At 43.5% G+C, this 18,367-nt stretch carries 15 protein-coding genes and 2 pseudogenes; 9 read left to right on the forward strand and 8 right to left on the reverse strand.

What is annotated here, in order from left to right; all coding sequences use genetic code 11:
• Positions 1-246: 246 nt before the first annotated feature.
• Both coaE and purC read right to left on the reverse strand, forming a co-directional pair.
• Positions 247-846, reverse strand: coding sequence for a dephospho-CoA kinase (coaE, locus tag IM450_RS14005; RefSeq protein WP_287670113.1), 600 nt, complete (start codon positions 844-846; stop codon positions 247-249).
• Positions 847-907: 61 nt separating this feature from the next.
• Positions 908-1,633, reverse strand: a complete 726-nt coding sequence (gene purC / locus IM450_RS14010) for a phosphoribosylaminoimidazolesuccinocarboxamide synthase (RefSeq protein WP_287670111.1) — start codon at positions 1,631-1,633, stop codon at positions 908-910.
• Positions 1,634-1,972: 339 nt separating this feature from the next.
• On the opposite strand from purC, the gene IM450_RS14015 reads away from it, so the two are divergent.
• Entirely contained in the window at positions 1,973-2,269 is a 297-nt protein-coding gene (locus IM450_RS14015; protein WP_002743720.1) for a DUF7219 family protein, read from the forward strand.
• A 261-nt stretch (positions 2,270-2,530) separates the two neighbouring features.
• Here the strand turns inward: IM450_RS14015 and thrS are convergent, their stop codons facing one another.
• Positions 2,531-4,330: a threonine--tRNA ligase gene (gene thrS / locus IM450_RS14020; RefSeq protein WP_287670109.1), complete on the reverse strand. Its 1,800-nt coding sequence runs from the start codon at positions 4,328-4,330 to the stop codon at positions 2,531-2,533.
• Positions 4,331-4,464: 134 nt separating this feature from the next.
• On the opposite strand from thrS, the gene IM450_RS14025 reads away from it, so the two are divergent.
• A complete protein-coding gene (locus IM450_RS14025; protein WP_002803747.1) occupies positions 4,465-5,385 on the forward strand; it encodes a metal ABC transporter solute-binding protein, Zn/Mn family in 921 nt (306 codons plus the stop codon).
• 85 nt (positions 5,386-5,470) lie between these two features.
• On the opposite strand, the gene IM450_RS14030 is transcribed toward IM450_RS14025, so the two are convergent.
• From IM450_RS14030 to IM450_RS14040, 3 genes are all read right to left on the reverse strand, one after another.
• Positions 5,471-5,662 (reverse strand): hypothetical protein, encoded by a 192-nt coding sequence (locus IM450_RS14030; protein WP_287670107.1) that lies wholly within the window; start codon positions 5,660-5,662, stop codon positions 5,471-5,473.
• A 24-nt stretch (positions 5,663-5,686) separates the two neighbouring features.
• Positions 5,687-6,790, reverse strand: coding sequence for a CobW family GTP-binding protein (locus IM450_RS14035; protein WP_287670105.1), 1,104 nt, complete (start codon positions 6,788-6,790; stop codon positions 5,687-5,689).
• Between the two features lie 102 nt (positions 6,791-6,892).
• Complete coding sequence (locus IM450_RS14040; protein WP_002803749.1) at positions 6,893-7,330, reverse strand: DUF4079 domain-containing protein; 438 nt, start codon at positions 7,328-7,330, stop codon at positions 6,893-6,895.
• Positions 7,331-7,418: 88 nt separating this feature from the next.
• Between IM450_RS14040 and IM450_RS14045 the strand changes: the two genes are divergently transcribed.
• The 6 genes and pseudogenes from IM450_RS14045 to IM450_RS14070 all read left to right on the forward strand — a co-directional run.
• A complete protein-coding gene (locus IM450_RS14045) occupies positions 7,419-9,971 on the forward strand; it encodes a M1 family metallopeptidase (RefSeq protein WP_287670102.1) in 2,553 nt (850 codons plus the stop codon).
• A gap of 230 nt (positions 9,972-10,201) precedes the next feature.
• Positions 10,202-12,553, forward strand: a complete 2,352-nt coding sequence (locus IM450_RS14050; RefSeq protein ID WP_287670100.1) for a DEAD/DEAH box helicase family protein — start codon at positions 10,202-10,204, stop codon at positions 12,551-12,553.
• A gap of 55 nt (positions 12,554-12,608) precedes the next feature.
• Positions 12,609-13,838, forward strand: a complete 1,230-nt coding sequence (locus IM450_RS14055; RefSeq protein ID WP_287670098.1) for a restriction endonuclease subunit S — start codon at positions 12,609-12,611, stop codon at positions 13,836-13,838.
• A gap of 109 nt (positions 13,839-13,947) precedes the next feature.
• Complete coding sequence (locus tag IM450_RS14060; RefSeq protein ID WP_287670096.1) at positions 13,948-14,181, forward strand: DUF2283 domain-containing protein; 234 nt, start codon at positions 13,948-13,950, stop codon at positions 14,179-14,181.
• 18 nt (positions 14,182-14,199) lie between these two features.
• Positions 14,200-15,723 carry a class I SAM-dependent DNA methyltransferase gene (locus IM450_RS14065; protein ID WP_287670094.1) on the forward strand — a complete coding sequence of 508 codons (1,524 nt, stop codon included), beginning with the start codon at positions 14,200-14,202 and terminating at the stop codon, positions 15,721-15,723.
• Between the two features lie 183 nt (positions 15,724-15,906).
• A pseudogene (locus tag IM450_RS14070) lies at positions 15,907-15,993 on the forward strand (IS5/IS1182 family transposase); the annotation flags it as partial.
• Between the two features lie 5 nt (positions 15,994-15,998).
• Here the strand turns inward: IM450_RS14070 and sixA are convergent.
• Both sixA and IM450_RS14080 read right to left on the reverse strand, forming a co-directional pair.
• Positions 15,999-16,493 (reverse strand): phosphohistidine phosphatase SixA, encoded by a 495-nt coding sequence (gene sixA / locus IM450_RS14075; protein ID WP_002803756.1) that lies wholly within the window; start codon positions 16,491-16,493, stop codon positions 15,999-16,001.
• 52 nt (positions 16,494-16,545) lie between these two features.
• Positions 16,546-17,769, reverse strand: a complete 1,224-nt coding sequence (locus IM450_RS14080; protein ID WP_287670092.1) for a DHH family phosphoesterase — start codon at positions 17,767-17,769, stop codon at positions 16,546-16,548.
• A gap of 382 nt (positions 17,770-18,151) precedes the next feature.
• On the opposite strand from IM450_RS14080, the pseudogene IM450_RS14085 reads away from it, so the two are divergent.
• A pseudogene (locus IM450_RS14085) lies at positions 18,152-18,367 on the forward strand (Uma2 family endonuclease); the annotation flags it as partial.

The raw sequence follows: 18,367 nt of genomic DNA on the forward strand, positions 1-18,367 counted from the left end.
AATTCTTGGGCTGCCCATTTCTCCATTTTTTTGCTTACCTCCACCTTAATTCCTTCTTTCAAAACTATACCTATCAATCGTTTCCCCTTTTTTTAAGTTTCTTCTCTTTTTGTTAAGAAAGATCCGACTAATGGATAGCTTATCAAGGGGGGCAGGGGGGATCGGCACCCCCCTTATTAAGGGGGGCAGGGGGGATCGGCACCCCCTTATCAAGGCGGGATTAAGGGGGGAAGGGGGGATATATCTTCAATTTAATTCTAACCAGCTACTTATAGCTCGATCGATCTGGGTATATAAAGCTTCTAAATCTCCGGAATTGTCTAAAACAATATCAGCTAAGGCAATTTTTTCGGCTAAAGGCATTTGATTATTAATCCGAGCGATCGCTTGTTCTCTGCTTAAGTTATTCCTAGTCATTAAGCGTTCAATTTGTTGCTCAAAACCGCAGAAAACCACCCAAATCTCTGTGACTAAATGGGTTAGTTTGGCTTCCAATAATAAAGGAACAGAAAAAACAACTATCGGGGCTTCTAACTGCTCTAAATGCCGCTTAAAACATTCTCTAACGTAGGGATGAATCTGACTTTCTAGCCAGATTTTTTCCTCGGGATTATTAAAAATAATCTCTCCTAACTGTTGGCGATTAAGGGAATTATCCTCAGTTTTAACTTTTCTGCCATAACGCTGAAAAATTCTCTCTAAAATTGCCGAACCTTTTTCCACTGCTTCCCGGGCATAAATATCCGCATCAAGGACGGGAATTTTGTAGATATTTTCTAAATAATTAGAAACCGTGGATTTACCACAGGCTATTCCCCCTGTTAACCCGATAATTCTTCTTGACATAAATTATTAAATTGCTAATCTCAATTAAGGTGCGTTACGCGCTCGCTAACACACCCTAAAGTTATAAACTCTCTATCTGTTGTAAAACTCTTGCTTGTACTTTTTGATAGGCAGTTTCCACATCTCCTAAATCGCGACGAAAACGATCCTTATCGAGAATGCGCGCTTGGGCATCCTCTTGGGTTTTATCCCAGAGACGACAGGTATCCGGGCTAATTTCATCACCTAGATAAATTTTGCCCGTTTTATCAACTCCAAATTCTAACTTGAAATCGACGAGAATAATCTGGCACTTATCGAAAAATTCTTGCAGATATTGATTGATTTGCAGGGCTAAATCTCGTAACTGATTGACTTGCTCCTCGCTGGCAATATCGATCACTTTTATGCGATCGGGCGTTAACAAAGGATCGCCCAAAGCGTCATCCTTGAGGTAAAATTCTACAAGCGGAAAAGGTAAAACTTTCCCCTCCTTTAATCCCGTTTGCTTGCACAAACTCCCGGCGGCGATATTTCTGACTACTACCTCCAAGGGAATGATTTTAATCGCCTTGACGCGCATTTCCCTAGAACTAGGGCGATCAATATAATGGGTAGGTATTCCTAGGGATTCTAACCATTGAAATAGGGCAGTGGAGACAGTACAGTTAATTTCCCCTTTGCCGACAATTTGCCCGCGTTTTTGGGCATTAAAAGCCGTGGCATCGTCTTTGTAATAAGTGAGGAGAATATCGGGATCATCGGTTTGATAGAGAATTTTGGCCTTACCTTCATAGAGTTTTTCCATAGTTATCATCCTCGGCAATTGATAAACAAAAATTGATGGTTAATCAGATAGCGGCAGCAGTAAATTTTGGCGATCAACCTAGACAAAAAATTTATATCATTAGGTAGATGATTGTTGAGAAAAAAATAATGTATAATTGCTGCTTAAAGATAACTGTCAACATTTTGCGACCGAACCTTAACCCATAGCCAAAAAGTGTCCCGATTTAAGTGGTCAATTTTTGGCGAATCAGCCAAGTTTCTACTTAAATCCTCAATGATATCCAACAACTGATATTATCTCCCATTACCATTACCGAAAAATCTAAAGAAATTCCGCAAAATTACCCGCCGTCGCCCTATGAACCAGAATCCTCCTAACGATGATAACCCAAATCTCCCCGATCGCCGCAAGGAGGATTTTCTCTATCCTCGCGCCCCCTACTATGGGGAATTTAAGCCAGAAAACTTGCTATTTAACGCCAATTTACAGGAATTTGCCCAAAAAGTCAGTTTTATTTGTAATCTGGAAACCGGGGGCAAAATCAGTTCTCTAGAAGCCTACCAAAAAATTAAAGCCCTCTGGAAAGACTTAAAACAGAGCAAAAAAGGCCTAGGCATTGGGGAAAATCCCTTTCAAAAAGATGATGATACCTAAAGGATAATCAGGAAAAATCGGGTGCATCTCAATTTTGTAGAAATATCTATATTACAGGGCGCACGCGGTGCGCCTCTACTATTGGCGCAATAATATTATTGTAGGGGCGAATTGCATTCGCCCTCTTTGAATAACTGCTGCTGCTCACCTATATGTGAGAGAAAGTCACAAATATCAGATGCACCCGAAAAATCTCCCGGGTTGATAAAAAATACTGGGACAGAAATATTTTCTGCCCCATAGAATTAGATAAGCAAACGCTTAAAAATTACCGTGATTTTGGATGGCACTTTCTAATTTTGCCACCACTTCCTCGACGCTAATTACTCCTAAATCGCCCGTGGCACGGGTGCGAATACTTAAACTATTACTTTCCATTTCTTTTGCCCCCACCACTGCCATCACGGGAATTTTTGCGGTTTCAGCATTGCGAATCATTTTACCCAAACGTTCGCCACTGGTATCGGTTTCGGCGCGAATTCCTAACAACTGCATTTTCGCTGTCACCTCTTTAGCGTAATCCAATTGAGTATCACTAACCGGTAATAATCGTATCTGGACAGGAGCTAACCAAAGAGGAAAATCGCCTGCGTATTCTTCGATTAAAATACCGATTAAACGTTCCAAAGAACCAAAGGGAGCGCGATGAATCATCACCGGACGTTTACGATTACCATCTTCGGCAACATATTCTAGTTCAAAACGTTCGGGTAAATTATAATCTACCTGTACCGTTCCTAACTGCCATTCTCTTTCGAGGGCATCTTGGAAAATAAAGTCTAATTTTGGACCGTAAAAAGCCGCTTCTCCGGGGGCTTCAAAATAATCCATCCCCAAAGTTTGCACCGCTTTTCTAATCGCTGATTCTGCCTTTTCCCAAGCTTCATCGGAACCGATATACTTATCCGATTCGGGGTCACGAAAACTCAATCGCGCCTTAAAATTCTTTAATTGTAAACTCTTAAACACCGTCAAAATTAAATCAACAACGCTTAAAAATTCCTTGTCTAATTGTTCGGGAGTGACAAACAAATGGGAATCATCAACGGTAAAACCGCGAACTCTAGTTAACCCTCCCAATTCTCCCGATTGTTCGTAACGATAAACTGTCCCGAATTCCGCCAAACGCATCGGCAATTCCCGATAGGATCTCAAATCACTTTTATAGATTTGAATATGAAAAGGACAGTTCATCGGTTTAAGCACAAATCCTATTTCCTTACTAGCAGATTCCTCATCGTCTGCCATCATGGGAAACATATCTTCTTTGTACTTTTGCCAGTGACCCGAAATTTTAAACAAATCGACGCGAGCAATATGGGGAGTAACTACGGGTAGATAACCGCGTTTTAACTGTTCTTTTTTCAGAAAATCTTCTAACAAAGAACGAATTAAAGTTCCTTTGGGGGTCCATAAAGGCAACCCCGGCCCGACAGAATCAGAGAAAATAAATAAACCTAATTCTTTGCCTAATTTGCGATGGTCCCGTTTCAGTGCTTCTTCCTTACGGCGCTTGTATTCGGCTAATTGTTGGGGATTTTCCCAAGCTGTGCCGTAAATGCGCTGCAATTGGGCTTTATTTTCATCCCCACGCCAATAAGCACCCGCTACCGTCTCTAATTCGATTGCTTTTGGGTCTAGTTCGCTTGTATTATCTAGGTGCGGACCGGCGCACAAATCCCACCAAGCGTCCCCAAGATGATAGAGGGTGATGGGTTCTTGAATTCCCGCCAGAATTTCCAGCTTATAGGCTTCATTAATCACTTTAATGCGCTTTTCCGCCTCTTCCCGAGAAACTTGCTCGCGAATCACCGGCAGTTTTTTATTGATAATTTTGACCATCTCTTTTTTGATGTCCTTGAGATCCTTATCGGTAAAAGGTTCCGGCACATCAAAATCGTAGTAAAATCCGGTTTCAGTCCAAGGCCCGATAGTAACTTGGGCTTTCGGGAATAATTTCTGCACCGCCATGGCCATCACATGGGAGGTGGTGTGACGAATGCGCTTGAGGTGGTCGGATTCGCTGGTTTTCGGTAGTTTAATCGGGGCTTGGTTATCCATGTCTTTTGAATTTACACCTTCTCTGTTCTCTATTTTAATAGTAAAAGGAGTCTTTAGTCAGGAAAAAAATCAAGATAGATATCAATGCCATTTCCCCCCATCTCTAACCTCTAAACCCTCATCTCTATTTCCCGATGAAAAAACTAATTTTATCCTGTTTATTTTTGGGATTGGTTGCTTGTCATGCCTCGGTTAATACCACCGATAACCAAAAACCAAAGGTAATCTCCACTAGCACAATTATCGCCGATTTAACCGCACGAGTGGGCGGTGAAGAAATTGACCATCAAGACATTTTAAAACCGGGGGATGATCCCCACGTTTATGAACCAGTTCCTGCCGATAGTGTCGCTTTAGAAAAAGCCGATTTAATTCTCTATAACGGTTATAATCTCGAACCGGGGTTAATTAAAATGATCGATTCTACGGCAGTTAAAGCTAAAAAAGTGGCTGTGGGAGAAGCCATTACACCTTTACAACTGGAAAAAGAGGGGCAGAAAGTCCCGGATCCCCACGTTTGGGGTTCGGCTAAAAATGGTATAATCATGGTGGAAAAAATCCGAGATCAATTGATTGAATTAAGTCCCGAAGATAAAGAGATTTTTACTGAAAATGCCGCCCAATTAATCGCAGAATTAGAAAATCTTGATCGCTGGATTGCTGCGGCTATTGAAACTATCCCCCCTTCCCAAAGGCAATTAGTCACCACTCATGACGCTTTTCAGTATTATGCTCATGCCTATGGTTTAAAAGTAGCGGGAACTTTAATTGGTATTAGCACCGAAGAACAACCTAGCGCCCAAACGGTGAAAAATCTAGCCGATGCTATTAAAAATCTCCGGGTTGCTGCTATCTTTGCCGAGACCACTATTAATCCCGCTTTAATTACCACGGTAGCGGAAGAAGCGGGGGTGAAATTAGCACCACAACAATTATATTCTGATTCGATCGGCGCGGTGGGTACTAGAGGGGATAGTTATGTAAAAATGCTCAGGGAAAATACTCGCTCGATCGTGGAATCTTTAGGGGGAAAAGTACCCCCAGAAGCTCAATAGACCTCTTGTAAAAATCAAAAAATTGTCCTTAGAGTCAGGAGTTAGGAAGGCAGAAATACCGACAATCAGCAATTATCACTGACTCTTAAATGATGACAAATAGATCAGCAGCTGCCTGTAAGCATCCCACCGAAAAGCTAATGCGCGGGGGTTTGGGGGCGGCGCCACGCCCCCAACGGGGGGTTTGGGGGGTAGAACCCCCCAAAGGCTTGGATTGAGGGAAAAAATCGAAAGTAACGCCCGACTTTAGCAGAGAGTTTCCCCTTAAAAATCCCAACTTAGTAGATTTACAAAGCGGGGTTTATTTCCCAAATCCTTTACCGCGATTGACAGCAGGTAAACTGAGACAATTGTTAATCTGTTCTTTTAGGGTTTCATGATCAAGATTTTGACCGATAAGAACTAGCTGATTTTTCGGACTACCTTTCCATTCGTCATCTTCGAGAGTGAAACGTTTACCACTGAGGTGGAAAATATGACGTTTAGGACTTTCATCAAACCAGAGAATACCCTTAGCGCGGAAAACGCTTTCCGGTAACTGATTATCGAGGAAATATTGGAACTTCCGAATCGAAAAAGGTTGGTCACTAGCAAAGGAAATAGAAGTAAATCCATCCACCTCTAAATGATTGGAATGGTCGTGATGATCATGATCGTGATCGTGGTGGTGATCATGGTCGTGATCATGATCGCAATGGTCGTGATCGTGGTCGTGGTGATCATGGTCGTGGTGTTCTTCTTCTGTGTCGAAATATTTATCCGATTCAAATAGTCCGACGCTGAGAATTAAGGGTAAAGGGACCTGACTTTTGCTAGTACGAAGAATTCTCGCTCCTTCCTTCATGTCCCGGATTCTTATTTCTAAAGAATCCACATCCCCTTCATCCACTAGATCGGTTTTATTGAGAACAATAATATCACCGTAGGTGATTTGACTTAAGGCCGCTTGCGAGTTGAATAAATCGAGACTGAAATTGGCACAATCCACCATAGTGACAATGGAATCTAAACGGGTCATTTCCCGTAATTCCGTCCCTAAAAAGGTTAAAGCTACTGGTAAAGGATCGGCTAATCCCGTGGTTTCTACGACTAAATAATCGATTTTTTCGGGACGTTCGAGAACTTTATAAACCGCTTGAATTAAATCCTCGTTAATCGTGCAGCAAATACAGCCATTATTTAATTCTACCATGCTGTCATCACTGCTGATAATCAGTTCGTTATCGATACCGATTTCACCGAATTCATTGACAAGAACAGCAGTTTTTAACCCCTGTTGATTGCTGAGAATATGATTGAGGAGGGTAGTCTTACCACTACCAAGAAACCCAGTAATAATTGTTACCGGTAGCCCTTTTTTTGGCACTGACATCGTGTTAATAGCTTGTGATTCGACGGTTTGCATAATGATTTGGGGGTGAGTATTCTGTCACTAAAAGGCGATTTTTCGGGATGAGATAGCTAGTTTTTCTCGATCAAACAGTCTCCACTCGATCGCCGACTATTTTTATTGTAGATATTTTTGGACCACATCCCATCCTGTTAGGGTAACAAAAAGAAAACCCAGAAACAATAAAAGATTAGTGCCGATGTGGAGAGACCGCGCTAGAGGTGGACGAGTGGTAATGTTCAGGCCGCTAATTGCCGAAACAAAAACCAGAAAAACCACCGATAAACCCGCTATCAGGTGGGAAGAGTGGCCTAAACTGCCATAATGACCGATTGTTCCCACTAATCCGATTCCCAGCAGAATTAAGACCAAAGCAACCATGATCAGGCCGCTGAGGAGATGAAAGGGTCTTAACCATTTCGGTCGAGATTGGCCCGCGAGTCGTCGATAACCCATGTTTACCCCCGAAACCGCTAGTAAAAAATAGGCAAAGAGGGCAAATCCCATCGACCAAGCGGCAATTTTCCATAACCAGAGAAAGGAAGGGAGATTCATAGGGGGGGGATTATTGTTAGCAAGGAAAGGGACGACCGATCGTGTTAATTTAAGTTTACCGGACAAAAATCAGCAAGTTAGGGCTAATATGTCTCATCTCACTATCGACACGGAAAATAATCAGCGTCAACCCTTTGAATTACCCGGGGCTAAACCCCATTATAACCCCGATCGACCCGGACAAGTTAATCATATTTTTCTCGATTTAATTATTGATATTCCCCGACAAAGTTTTCAGGGCAGCTGTCAGATTACCCTCACCCCCATTCGTCAGGGAATTAGCAGTTTAACCCTCGATGCGGTGGATCTAAATATTGATTCTGTGTTCATTGAAGGTATCAGTCAACCCTTTGACTATGATCGTTCTCTCCTGACTATTCATCTGCTACAACCCACCACCGATAAACCGATTATCCTGACGATTAACTATGAGGTTAAGCAACCACAACGGGGATTATATTTTATCAGACCCGACGAATACTATCCCGATAAACCGATGCAAGTTTGGACCCAGGGAGAAGAGGAAGATTCTCGCTTTTGGTTTCCCTGTTTTGATTACCCTGGCCAATTAGTCACTTCTGAAATTCGGGTTAAAATTCCCCAACCCTATATCGCTATTTCTAACGGGGAATTAATCTCGGTGGAACCCGTTGGTGAAGACAGAATTTATCACTGGTCACAAAAGCAAATTCATCCTACCTATTTAATGACTCTTGCGGTGGGAGATTTTGCCGAATTACGGGACTCATGGAATGGTGTTCCTGTCACTTATTATGTGGAAAAAGGACGGGAAGAAGAGGGCCAAAGAAGTATGGGTAAAACTCCCCGCATGATCGAGTTTTTTAGCCAAAAGTTTGGTTATCCCTATCCCTATCCTAAATACGCACAAGTTTGCGTAGATGATTTTATTTTTGGTGGGATGGAAAATACTTCCACCACAATTTTAACCGATCGCTGTTTAATTGATCAAAGAGCCAGCATCGATCATACTTGGACAGAAAGCTTAGTTGCCCATGAATTAGCTCATCAATGGTTCGGTGATTTAGTGGTAATTAAACACTGGTCTCACGCTTGGATTAAAGAGGGAATGGCTTCCTATTCTGAGGTTTTATGGACAGAATCGGAATACGGAAAAGCTGATGCTAGTTATTATTTATTAGGGGAAGCAAGAAGTTATTTAGAAGAAGATACTTCCCGCTATCGTCGTCCGATGGTTACTCATGTTTATCGAGAAGCGATCGAACTTTATGATTGTCATCTCTACGAAAAAGCTGCTTGTGTTTATCACATGATCCGCTCTATTTTGGGGGAAGATTTATTCGGAAAAGCGATTCATACTTTTGTGCGGGATAATGCCCATAAAACCGTAGAAACCGTGGACTTATTACGGGCGATCGAAAAAGCGACCGGGTACAATTTATTATTCCTCTTTGATCAGTACGTTTATCGCGGTGGTCATCCCGATTATAAGGTGGCCTACAGTTGGGACAATCAGAATAATTTAGCCCAATTAACTGTCACCCAAACCCAGGACGAAAAGGAACTATTCGACTTGAAAATTCCCGTCGCTTTTGCCTATCTCAACTCTGAAGATCTTACCTACAATCTGCGGATTCACCAAAAAGAACAAACTTTCTATTTTCCCCTAGCACAAAAGCCAGATTTTGTCAAGTTCGATCGGGGTAATAATTTCCTCAAAACCGTCACTCTTGAGTATCCCATCGGTGAATTAAAAGCGCAATTACAACAGGATCCCGATCCAATTTCCCGTATCTATGCAGCGACGGCCATTGCTAAAAAAGGCGGTTTAGAAGCGATCGAAGCTTTAGGGACATCCCTAGAAAATGAGCCTTTTTGGGGGGTGCGTGTGGAGGTGGCCAAACAGTTAGCAACTCTTCGGTTAGATCAGGCGGTTACTGCTTTAATTAAAGGTTTAAACGATGAAAAAGCACAAGTCCGTCGGGCAGTTGTCGAGGGATTAAGTGAAATTAAAACCTTAGATAGTTATAACGCGCTTAAATCCCTACTAGAAACCGGAGATGCTAGTTATTATGTGGAAGCGGCCACGGCGCGAGGATTAGGCTGCATGGCCGTGGGACAATTGCAAAATAAAGAAGGGGAAATTATTGACCTGCTCAATCATATTTTACAGTCAAGAAAGGGGTGGAATGAGGTAGTAAGAGCGGGCGCAATTGGCGGTTTAAGCCAGTTAAAAACCTCGCCGGCGGCTTTGGAGTCAATTTTGACCTACACGGCTTTAGGCACGCCTCAACCCCTGAGATTAGGAGCTATCCGCGCCCTGGGAGCGATTTCTTCCGGACAAAGCACGGATAAATTAACCGTAATTTTGGAACGTTTAGAAACCATTGCCGAGGAAACTTTTTTCTTGACGCAGGTGGCACTGTGTAACGCTTTAGGACAGATAGAAAATGCCAAAGCTATCGTTATTTTACAAGCTTTGAGCGATCGAACTCCCGATGGTCGCGTGCGTCGTGTAGCCGAGGAAGCAGTACAAAAAGTCCAGAAAAAATTAGGTTCCGAGAAAGCAATTCAGGAAATTCGCGAGGAATTAGAAAAAATGAAACAGGAAAATCAGGAACTTAAAAGTCGTTTGACCAAATTAGAGGCGAAAAATGGTTAGTTAACCTGAGTTATCAGTTATCAGTTATCAGTTATCAGTTATCAGTTAAGTAGGTAGGCGTTAAAAATTATCAGACACCCCCTTATCAAAGGGGGGATTAAGGGGGGATCCCCCCGCCTACCGGCACCCCCCTTATCAAGGGGGGCAGGGGGGATCGAACCTAAAATCCATTTTTAATTTAATTATAACCAGCTACTTATCAGTTATCTGTTTACTGTCTTGAGAGAACCATGGGATTAGGAGAAACAGACACCAGAGCCAAATTAATTGACCCCGTCCTGCATCAAAGAGGATGGACAGAGGATTGTCTCAAGCGAGAAGAAACCCCGGGGGCAATTCAAATTATCGATGGGGAAGCCGAACGCGCCAGGGGAAGGATCGATTATACCCTGCGAGTGGCCGTCAGTAGCGACAGCCAACCCTTAGCCGTCGCCCTAATAGAAGCAAAAAAGGAAGATGCGCCCCCCACTGAAGGCTTAGAACAGGTCAAACGCTATGCCAAAGGGTTAAATGTACCGTTTGTGTACTCCTGTAACGGTCATCTTTTTGTCGAATATGATCGCACGACGAATATAACTTCAGCCCCTCAACCCCTCAGCCAATTTCCTACCCCGGCCGAACTGAGGGGGAGATACGAGCAGTATGTAGGCTTCAGCCTAGCAGAGGAGGTCGCCCGTCCCCTGCTGACTCCCTATAAGGGGGGAGAAGGAGGACGGCGTTACTACCAAGATGCTGCCATCCGCGCTGCTTTGGAAAAGATCGCCCGCTGCCAGCAAACAGGCTCCCCGGCGCGAGTCCTTCTAACCCTGGCAACGGGTGCGGGTAAGACTTTTATCGCCTGTAACCTACTGCGAAAAATAGCAGATGCCGGACAGTTGCGGCGGGCGTTATTTGTCTGCGATCGCGATGAGTTGAGAACCCAGGGGGCGGCGGCTTTGCAAATTGCCTTCGGTTCCGATGCGGCGGAAGTAGAAAAGAACGAACCCCACAAGAATGCCCGTGTTTTAATTGCCACCTATCAAACCCTGAATGTGGACAAGGAAGAGGACATGGGGAATTTTTTAACCACCCATTACCCGGAAAATTATTTCAGCCATATCATCATCGATGAGTGTCACCGTTCAGCTTGGGGTAAGTGGTCGCAAGTTCTCACCCGCAACAGTGAAGCGGTACAGGTGGGGTTGACGGCAACTCCCAGGGAATTGGAGTTTACAGAAGACTCGCCCGAATCAGAAGCCGATAGACAAATCACCGCCGATAATATGGCCTATTTTGGCGAACCCGTCTATGAATACGACATCGGACAAGGGATAGAGGATGGCTATCTTGCCGCCTGCGAAATTGTTAGGAGCGCCATCAACCTCGATGACACGGGCATTACAGTGGAGGAGGTCATCAGCAGAAATCCCCTTGATGCCAACACGGGACAGCCCATCCCAGAGGCAGAAATTAGGGAAATGTACGAGAAAACCAGTTATGAGCGGTTAATTTTGCTCCCTGACCGTGTGATGGCGATGGCGGGGGATTTATTCAATCATTTGTTAACAACGGGGGGAGTGGAACAGAAAACGATTATCTTCTGTGTTAATGACCGCCATGCTGATGCTGTAGCCATTGAGATGAATAATCTCTATGCTCGTTGGTGTGCCGCTAAGGGGGAAAAGCCGAAGGATTATTATGCTTTCAAGTGTACGGCCAAATCTTCGGGTAATGACTATTTGCCAGATTTAAAGGGCAGTTCCCGTTCCCATTTTGTCGCGACGACGGTAGATCTTTTAACCACCGGCGTCGATGTCCCCAATGTGAGAAATATTGTCTTTTTTAAATATGTCAATTCTCCCATTAGTTTCTATCAAATGGTAGGGCGGGGGACGCGGTTGGATCTACCCACTAATAAGTTAATGTTTCGGGTGTATGACTACACTAATGCTACCCGTTTATTTGGGGAGAAGTTTCTCGATAAGTTAGCCCCCAAAAAGGGGACGGCGGCGGAACCAAAGGAAAGGCAGCAACGGCGGGTTATCTCCGTTGAGGGGTTTGAGGTGAATATTACTCCAGTGGGGCGCTATATTCTGACGACGGTGGACGGAGAAACGAAGCCGATAACGGTGGAGGAGTATCGAGAGAGGCTGGCGGAATCCTTGGTTAATCAGGTGACTAATTTGACCTTATTTCGTTCAATTTGGGTTCAGCCGGAGGAGCGGGGGAGGTTATTACAAATACTGCCCGATGGGGGGCGATCGGCAAGTATAATTAGGACACTAGATGAGTTGGAAGCTTGCGATTTATTTGATGTTTTGGGAGAGTTGGGTTATGGTTTGCACCGTCTGACTCGTCTGGAAAGAGCGGAAGCTTTTAGTTATAAACAGGAGGATTGGTTACGCGAAATGCCAGAGGAAACGGCGGCGACAGTGAGGGCGATCGCTTCTCAGTTTGGTAAGTCGGGGACGGAAGGATTGGAAAATAAGCTCATTTTTCAAGTGCCAGAAGTGACTAAGGCTGGGGGATTGGCGGCGTTAAAGTTAGTAGGTAAACCCTCTGAGATCATACAGGAAACTAAGATAAGATTGTTTGCCGCTTAGGGTTTTTAATTTGGGATTGGTATTTGAATGTTTATGATTGGGCAAGGGAGTTATTATGAGTCAGGAAAATGATCGGCAGTTGCCCGATGGTTGGCAGTGGGTAAAGTTGAGGGATGTTTGTAAAATTGTTAATGGCTCTACACCTAGTTCAACAATTGAAGAATATTGGAATGGTGATATTATTTGGATTACACCTACTGATTTAGGTAAGTTGTCCAGTTCATTAATTACCGATGCTGCCAGGAAAATTACAAAATCTGGTTATCAAAGTTGTAATACAGAAATTGTTCCCACAAATTCTGTTATTATTTCTAGTCGCGCTCCTATCGGTTATATTGGAATAGCTAACATTCCCTTGTGTACTAATCAGGGATGTAAAAGTTTAGTGGTTACTGAAAAAATAGATACATGGTTTCTATATTTCTGGCTCAAATTATCTATTCCTGTACTTAAATCTATAGGAAAAGGAACAACTTTTCAAGAGATATCTAAATCCCAATTAACTATATTTGAAATCCCCCTTCCACCCCTAAGCGAACAAAAGCGAATCGCCGCCATTCTTAATGAACAGATGGAAGCGGTAGAAAAGGCACGAAAAGCAACAGAAGCACAGTTAGAAGCTGCCAAGGCTTTACCTGCTGCCTATCTTCGGGCTGTTTTTGAAAGTGAGGAGGCTAATTCTTGGGAGAGGAGAAAGTTAGGAGATGTGTGCAGAGTTACGAAATTAGCTGGCTTTGAATACACGAAGTATGTCAATTATAATCCTGATGGAAAATATATCGCTTTACGCGCCCAAAATGTTCGGAATACAGGACTTGATCTTAGTAATTTTGTAAAAATAACTGAAGACGTAGCTTCATATTTATCACGTTCAAAATTGGACTCTGGAGATATTGTAATGACATTTATCGGAGCAAATATAGGTGAAGCAACTTGGATTGATAAAAATGATATGTTTTATTGCGCTCCTAATATAGCTAGAATAACACCAAATGCAGAATTAATTGATTGTCAATTTTTAACGAGATTAATTCATTCTTCTGAATTCCAACGACAAATCAGAGATATTAACGAAAGCACAGCACAGCAGAGTTTATCTATGAAAAATATTCGAGATTTTTGGGTTGTCTTTCCAACTTTATCTCAGCAAAAACAAATCGCCTCAACTCTAACCGAACAAATGCAGGAAGTGGAACGACTAAAACAGAACTTAAAAGAGCAACTCGACACCATCAATAAACTCCCCGCCGTCCTATTGCGCCGCGCCTTTAATGGAGAATTATAGTTATGCAAACAATAGACATAGAAAAAACACAGCAAGCATGGACAAATTTAAACCAAATACTGTTCATACCTCGTACCGAATCAGAAGAAAATCGCTATTATTTTACTAAATGACAGAAAACCTAATTATCAAATATGACCCAACGGGAGACATTCTCTATATCAATAAATGCGCTCCCTATCCCGAACAAGAATCAGAAGAATTAGGAGATGATATTATTGTGAGAGTCAACCCCCAAACCGAAGAAATCGAAAACCTAGAAATCCTATTCTTTTCTCAAAGACTGCAAGAAAAAAACGAACTCCAACTCCCCCTCATCGCCAATCTCCGCTTGGCAGGTTAGACAAATTAGGTAAACTCAATGGCTAAAAAAAACAGCAACGACAACGGTAAAACCTTCACCACCCAACAGGGACTTAACAGCTACATCAAAGGCATCTGCGACATCATGCGGCGTTCCAACTGTGCCGGTGCTTTACAGTACGTCCCCGAACTCAGTTGGCTACTGTTCCTCAAAATCCTTGACGACACCGAACAGCGAGAAGCAGAAGAAGCGGAAGCCGTGGGGGACTCTTTTGCCGATTCCATCCCCGAACCCTACCGTTGGCGAGATTGGGCCAACCCTGAAGGCAACCGCCGCCTTAACCTGCAAATGGGGCAAATGGGTCAATTTCTGCCCTTTGTCAATGAAGAAGTCATTCCCTACCTCAAAAGCCTCAAAAACAAACCCCAAGCCACCCCCCGCCAAAAAATTATCAGTGAGGTCATATCCAGTGTCGAACGAGTCCGCATCGACACCGAAACCAACCTGTTAGACATCCTCGATAAAATCCACGAAATCGACTACATTGACCCTACCCACATCTTCCCCATCTCCCAAGTTTACGAGGGATTGCTGTTGAAAATGGGAGAAAAAAACAACGATGGCGGTCAATTCTTTACCCCCCGGGAAGTCATCCGGGCAATGGTCAAAGCCATCACCCCCCAAGTAGGAGAAACCATCTATGACCCCTGCTGCGGTACGGGCGGATTCCTGGCCCAATCCTACGAATACATCCGCGATTTCCTAGCAGATGACATCACCCCCGAACAGCTAGAAACCATCAAACTAAAAACCTTTTACGGAAGGGAAAAAGAGAACCTCATCTACCCCATTGCCCTCGCTAATTTAGTCCTACACGGCATCGATTACCCCCACCTCTGGCACGGCAACACCTTAAACCGAGAAGTCATCTATGGCGACCTGTTCCAAGATGCTCCGCCCCAGTTCGATATTATCCTCACTAACCCCCCCTTTGGCGGCAAAGAACACAGGACCGTACAGGCACAATTTGCCTATAAAACCAGTGCCACTCAAGTCCTATTTTTACAGCACGTTATCGATAGTTTGAAACCGGGGGGACGCTGCGGTATCGTCCTAGATGAAGGGGTGTTATTTCGCACCAATGAAAATGCTTTTGTCCAGAGCAAACGAAAACTATTAAACGACTGTAATCTCTGGTGTATCGTTAGTTTGCCCGCAGGGACTTTTGTGGCTGCCGGTGGGGGTGTTAAAGCCAACATCCTCTTTTTTACCAAAGGTAACCCCACTGAAAAAATCTGGTATTATGACCTGTCCGATGTCAAAGTTACCAAGCGCAAACCCCTGATGATGAATCACTTTCAGGAGTTTCTAGAACTATTACCCAACCGAGAAGATAGTGAGAGAAGTTGGACAATCACCCGTGAAGAAATCGAAGCCAAAAACTTTGACCTGAAAGCCGTTAATCTTAACACCAAAGTAGATGAAGATAAAAGCACCGCCAAGGAATTGCTAGATTTTATTGAGGAGAAAGGTAAAGAAGTTGCTCTAACTCTATCAGTGCTGAGAAAGTGGGAGCGGTGAAAGTCACTTACAGCCCTTATCCTCAAGGTGAAGTATAACCTAATTTAGTAGAACTCTTGCATAATTTTTTGATGGTAAGTACCTGAGCAAAATTAATTACACATTTCGACAAAGCTTTTGCCTCTTGCCTCTTGCCTATCTTCACTAGGAAATTAATTTTGCACGACTACTTATCATACTTGAAAATCCCAATTAGTAGCTGCTCAAAATACCGGGGAAATTATCTGTGTCTTTTGTGGGAAAGGCAGCGGTCATGATTTTAGTTTATTTAATTCCTAGAGGAGTAATTTCGGGGCTGTCAACCAGAATAACTCACACTTGCCTAGGGGATTTTGTTGATTGGGAACCTCTAGACCAATTATTCCCGCTTTTTTGACCGATAATTTTCCTTGAAACTTGCCCCAAACTAGCATTTCCGTCCAATAGCCTAAATCCGGTTCATGGCCCACCAGTGCGAGCGCGTTTTCCTCTCGCTGATAGTCCGACTTTTGCCACCATTGCACCCAATCTTGAATATTGCCGTTGGGTGATAGGGGATTAAATTGCTCAATTTTACGGCTTAAACCCGCTTTTTGCAAAATTTCGGCGGTTTGCACCGCACGCACCAGGGGAGAAGTCAGAATTAGGTCAAATTTCACCCCCAACTGTCCTAATCTTTGGGCAACTTTAGCAGTTTTGGCCCTACCTTCCTCGGTTAAAGGACGTTCCCCATCGTTGAGATAATCCCCCGATTGTCCTGCTAATCCATGACGCACAAAATAAAGTTTCATATCAGTGTCGGGTCGGTCTTGGCGATGATAATAAATAGCTGAGATCTAATAGCTAGGTGCGAATTACCTTTTCATCAGGGTTAACTAGATGGGAAAGTTTCTGTTTAATTTGGGTGTCATACAGTTCCCACTTAAGTTTTGCGTATTCGGCATTATTATTAAAACCACCGAGAAAACCGATAGGAATTTCAAAACCTCCGGCCATATAACGACCACCACCAAAAAAGCGACCTTGGTTATCCTGTCCGAAAGCTTCCTTGAGAAATTCATCGGGATCTAGGGTAATTTTACTGGTACGCATAGAACCAATGACTAACTCGATATCCTCATCTTCATCGTGAACGATACCATAAACCAAAGCCGTGTGAACATTTTCTTCTGTCACCAAAAAATCGGCAGCTTGGGGAATCGCATCCCGGTCATCATAACGCAAATAACCGACCCCGGCGATCGAATAATTATTTTTAATAATACGGTTTTTTAAGGCCCGTTCGATCACATCCATCACCCGTCGGGATCTGGCCGATTGCAGGACAGCGTTTAATAATTGAGCATCGTAGAAACGACTGAGATAACCAGCAGCAATAAATTCACACTCTTGCGCTTGCATTAAATTATTCGTATCCGATCGCAATCCGTGCATCAAAGCTGTGGCACACTTAACATGGACGGTATCGCTAGTATTAAAATTCAGTAACCCTTTTTGGATATATTGGGTTAACATCGCCGCTGTTGCCCGCATTTGGGGACGAATATCGACAAATTCCGCGTCTAGATCCCCTTGGCGGGTATGATGATCGATCACGACAATAATGGGAATTTTTGCCTGTTTAACCAGAGTGGTTAACTGACTATTGGTTCCCTGACCATCGACAAAAACACAACCCTGATAAACCGAAAGATCTCTATCCTTGAGGGTATGGACTCCCCAACGTTTAGCCGGTAAACCCGTTAGTTTTACCAAAGCGACATTTTCCTGATGGGAGAGAGTACCCGCATAGACTATATCACAGTGAATATCGTACTGTTCGGCGATAATTTGATAGGCCCAGGCACTAGAAAGAGCATCGGGATCCGGGAAATCCTGCATCACCACAATTTGATTTTCGCCACGATGATTTTCCAAAGTACGTCGCAGGCGATCGATCAGGGAAATAAGTAGGGTATCATTACTAACCGTGACTGGAGGAAGGGGACATACTGCCGACGCTTCCCCTACCACTACATCGGTTTCGAGGGACTTGGCAGGAACTAGACTCAGTAATTCAGCCATCATTTTTAGAAAAGTTCGCTTAAAGGTAGATTCAGTCAGGATTTTTTGAGTTAATTAATTCTAGACGATATTCTCGCTCGATCGGTTCATCTCAATTATTAAGCTTTTCTCGCCCCTAGCTCCTTACTCTGGGGCCATAACTCTAGTCTATCGAAAGACCTCTCCTGTTTGTTCTGGGAGAGCGGTTAGGAGTGAGGGCAATTAACCATCGCTGCCATTACTTGAGAAAAATGATATAACTGGACTTCCCCACTTCCCCACTTCCCACTCTCCCATACTTTTTAAACAGGATTTAGAATCACCACCGTCCCTAAATATTTGCTCCGATTTTTTATAGTAAAGTTATACTATTAAGGAAGCAAAGACGAAACTCTAGGGTTAAGCAATGGTTAGACAACTCGACGACAGCCCGAAAACCACAATCGTCTATCCCGATAGCGACGGGAAACCGATGGCCGATAATACAAGACAATTTCGCTGGATTACGACGATTAAAGCGAATTTAGACTGGTTATTTGCCAATAATGCCGATGTTTTTGTCGCCGGTGATTTACTCTGGTATCCCGTGGAGGGAGATAATAAGACTCGACAAGCACCCGAT

The sequence above is a fragment of the Microcystis sp. M083S1 genome, from assembly GCF_020246405.1.
Taxonomy (GTDB): Bacteria; Cyanobacteriota; Cyanobacteriia; order Cyanobacteriales; family Microcystaceae; genus Microcystis; species Microcystis aeruginosa_C.

What these genes read in the sequence shown, in the direction of transcription:
- IM450_RS14060 (WP_287670096.1), top strand. Translation starts at nt 13,948, where the DNA reads ATGACAGAAAACCTAATTATCAAATATGACCCAACGGGAGACATTCTC.
- IM450_RS14080 (WP_287670092.1), bottom strand. Translation starts at nt 17,769, where the DNA reads ATGATGGCTGAATTACTGAGTCTAGTTCCTGCCAAGTCCCTCGAAACC.
- thrS (WP_287670109.1), bottom strand. Translation starts at nt 4,330, where the DNA reads ATGGATAACCAAGCCCCGATTAAACTACCGAAAACCAGCGAATCCGAC.
- IM450_RS14040 (WP_002803749.1), bottom strand. Translation starts at nt 7,330, where the DNA reads ATGAATCTCCCTTCCTTTCTCTGGTTATGGAAAATTGCCGCTTGGTCG.
- IM450_RS14025 (WP_002803747.1), top strand. Translation starts at nt 4,465, where the DNA reads ATGAAAAAACTAATTTTATCCTGTTTATTTTTGGGATTGGTTGCTTGT.
- IM450_RS14065 (WP_287670094.1), top strand. Translation starts at nt 14,200, where the DNA reads ATGGCTAAAAAAAACAGCAACGACAACGGTAAAACCTTCACCACCCAA.
- coaE (WP_287670113.1), bottom strand. Translation starts at nt 846, where the DNA reads ATGTCAAGAAGAATTATCGGGTTAACAGGGGGAATAGCCTGTGGTAAA.
- sixA (WP_002803756.1), bottom strand. Translation starts at nt 16,493, where the DNA reads ATGAAACTTTATTTTGTGCGTCATGGATTAGCAGGACAATCGGGGGAT.
- purC (WP_287670111.1), bottom strand. Translation starts at nt 1,633, where the DNA reads ATGGAAAAACTCTATGAAGGTAAGGCCAAAATTCTCTATCAAACCGAT.
- IM450_RS14055 (WP_287670098.1), top strand. Translation starts at nt 12,609, where the DNA reads ATGAGTCAGGAAAATGATCGGCAGTTGCCCGATGGTTGGCAGTGGGTA.
- IM450_RS14050 (WP_287670100.1), top strand. Translation starts at nt 10,202, where the DNA reads ATGGGATTAGGAGAAACAGACACCAGAGCCAAATTAATTGACCCCGTC.
- IM450_RS14045 (WP_287670102.1), top strand. Translation starts at nt 7,419, where the DNA reads ATGTCTCATCTCACTATCGACACGGAAAATAATCAGCGTCAACCCTTT.
- IM450_RS14015 (WP_002743720.1), top strand. Translation starts at nt 1,973, where the DNA reads ATGAACCAGAATCCTCCTAACGATGATAACCCAAATCTCCCCGATCGC.
- IM450_RS14035 (WP_287670105.1), bottom strand. Translation starts at nt 6,790, where the DNA reads ATGCAAACCGTCGAATCACAAGCTATTAACACGATGTCAGTGCCAAAA.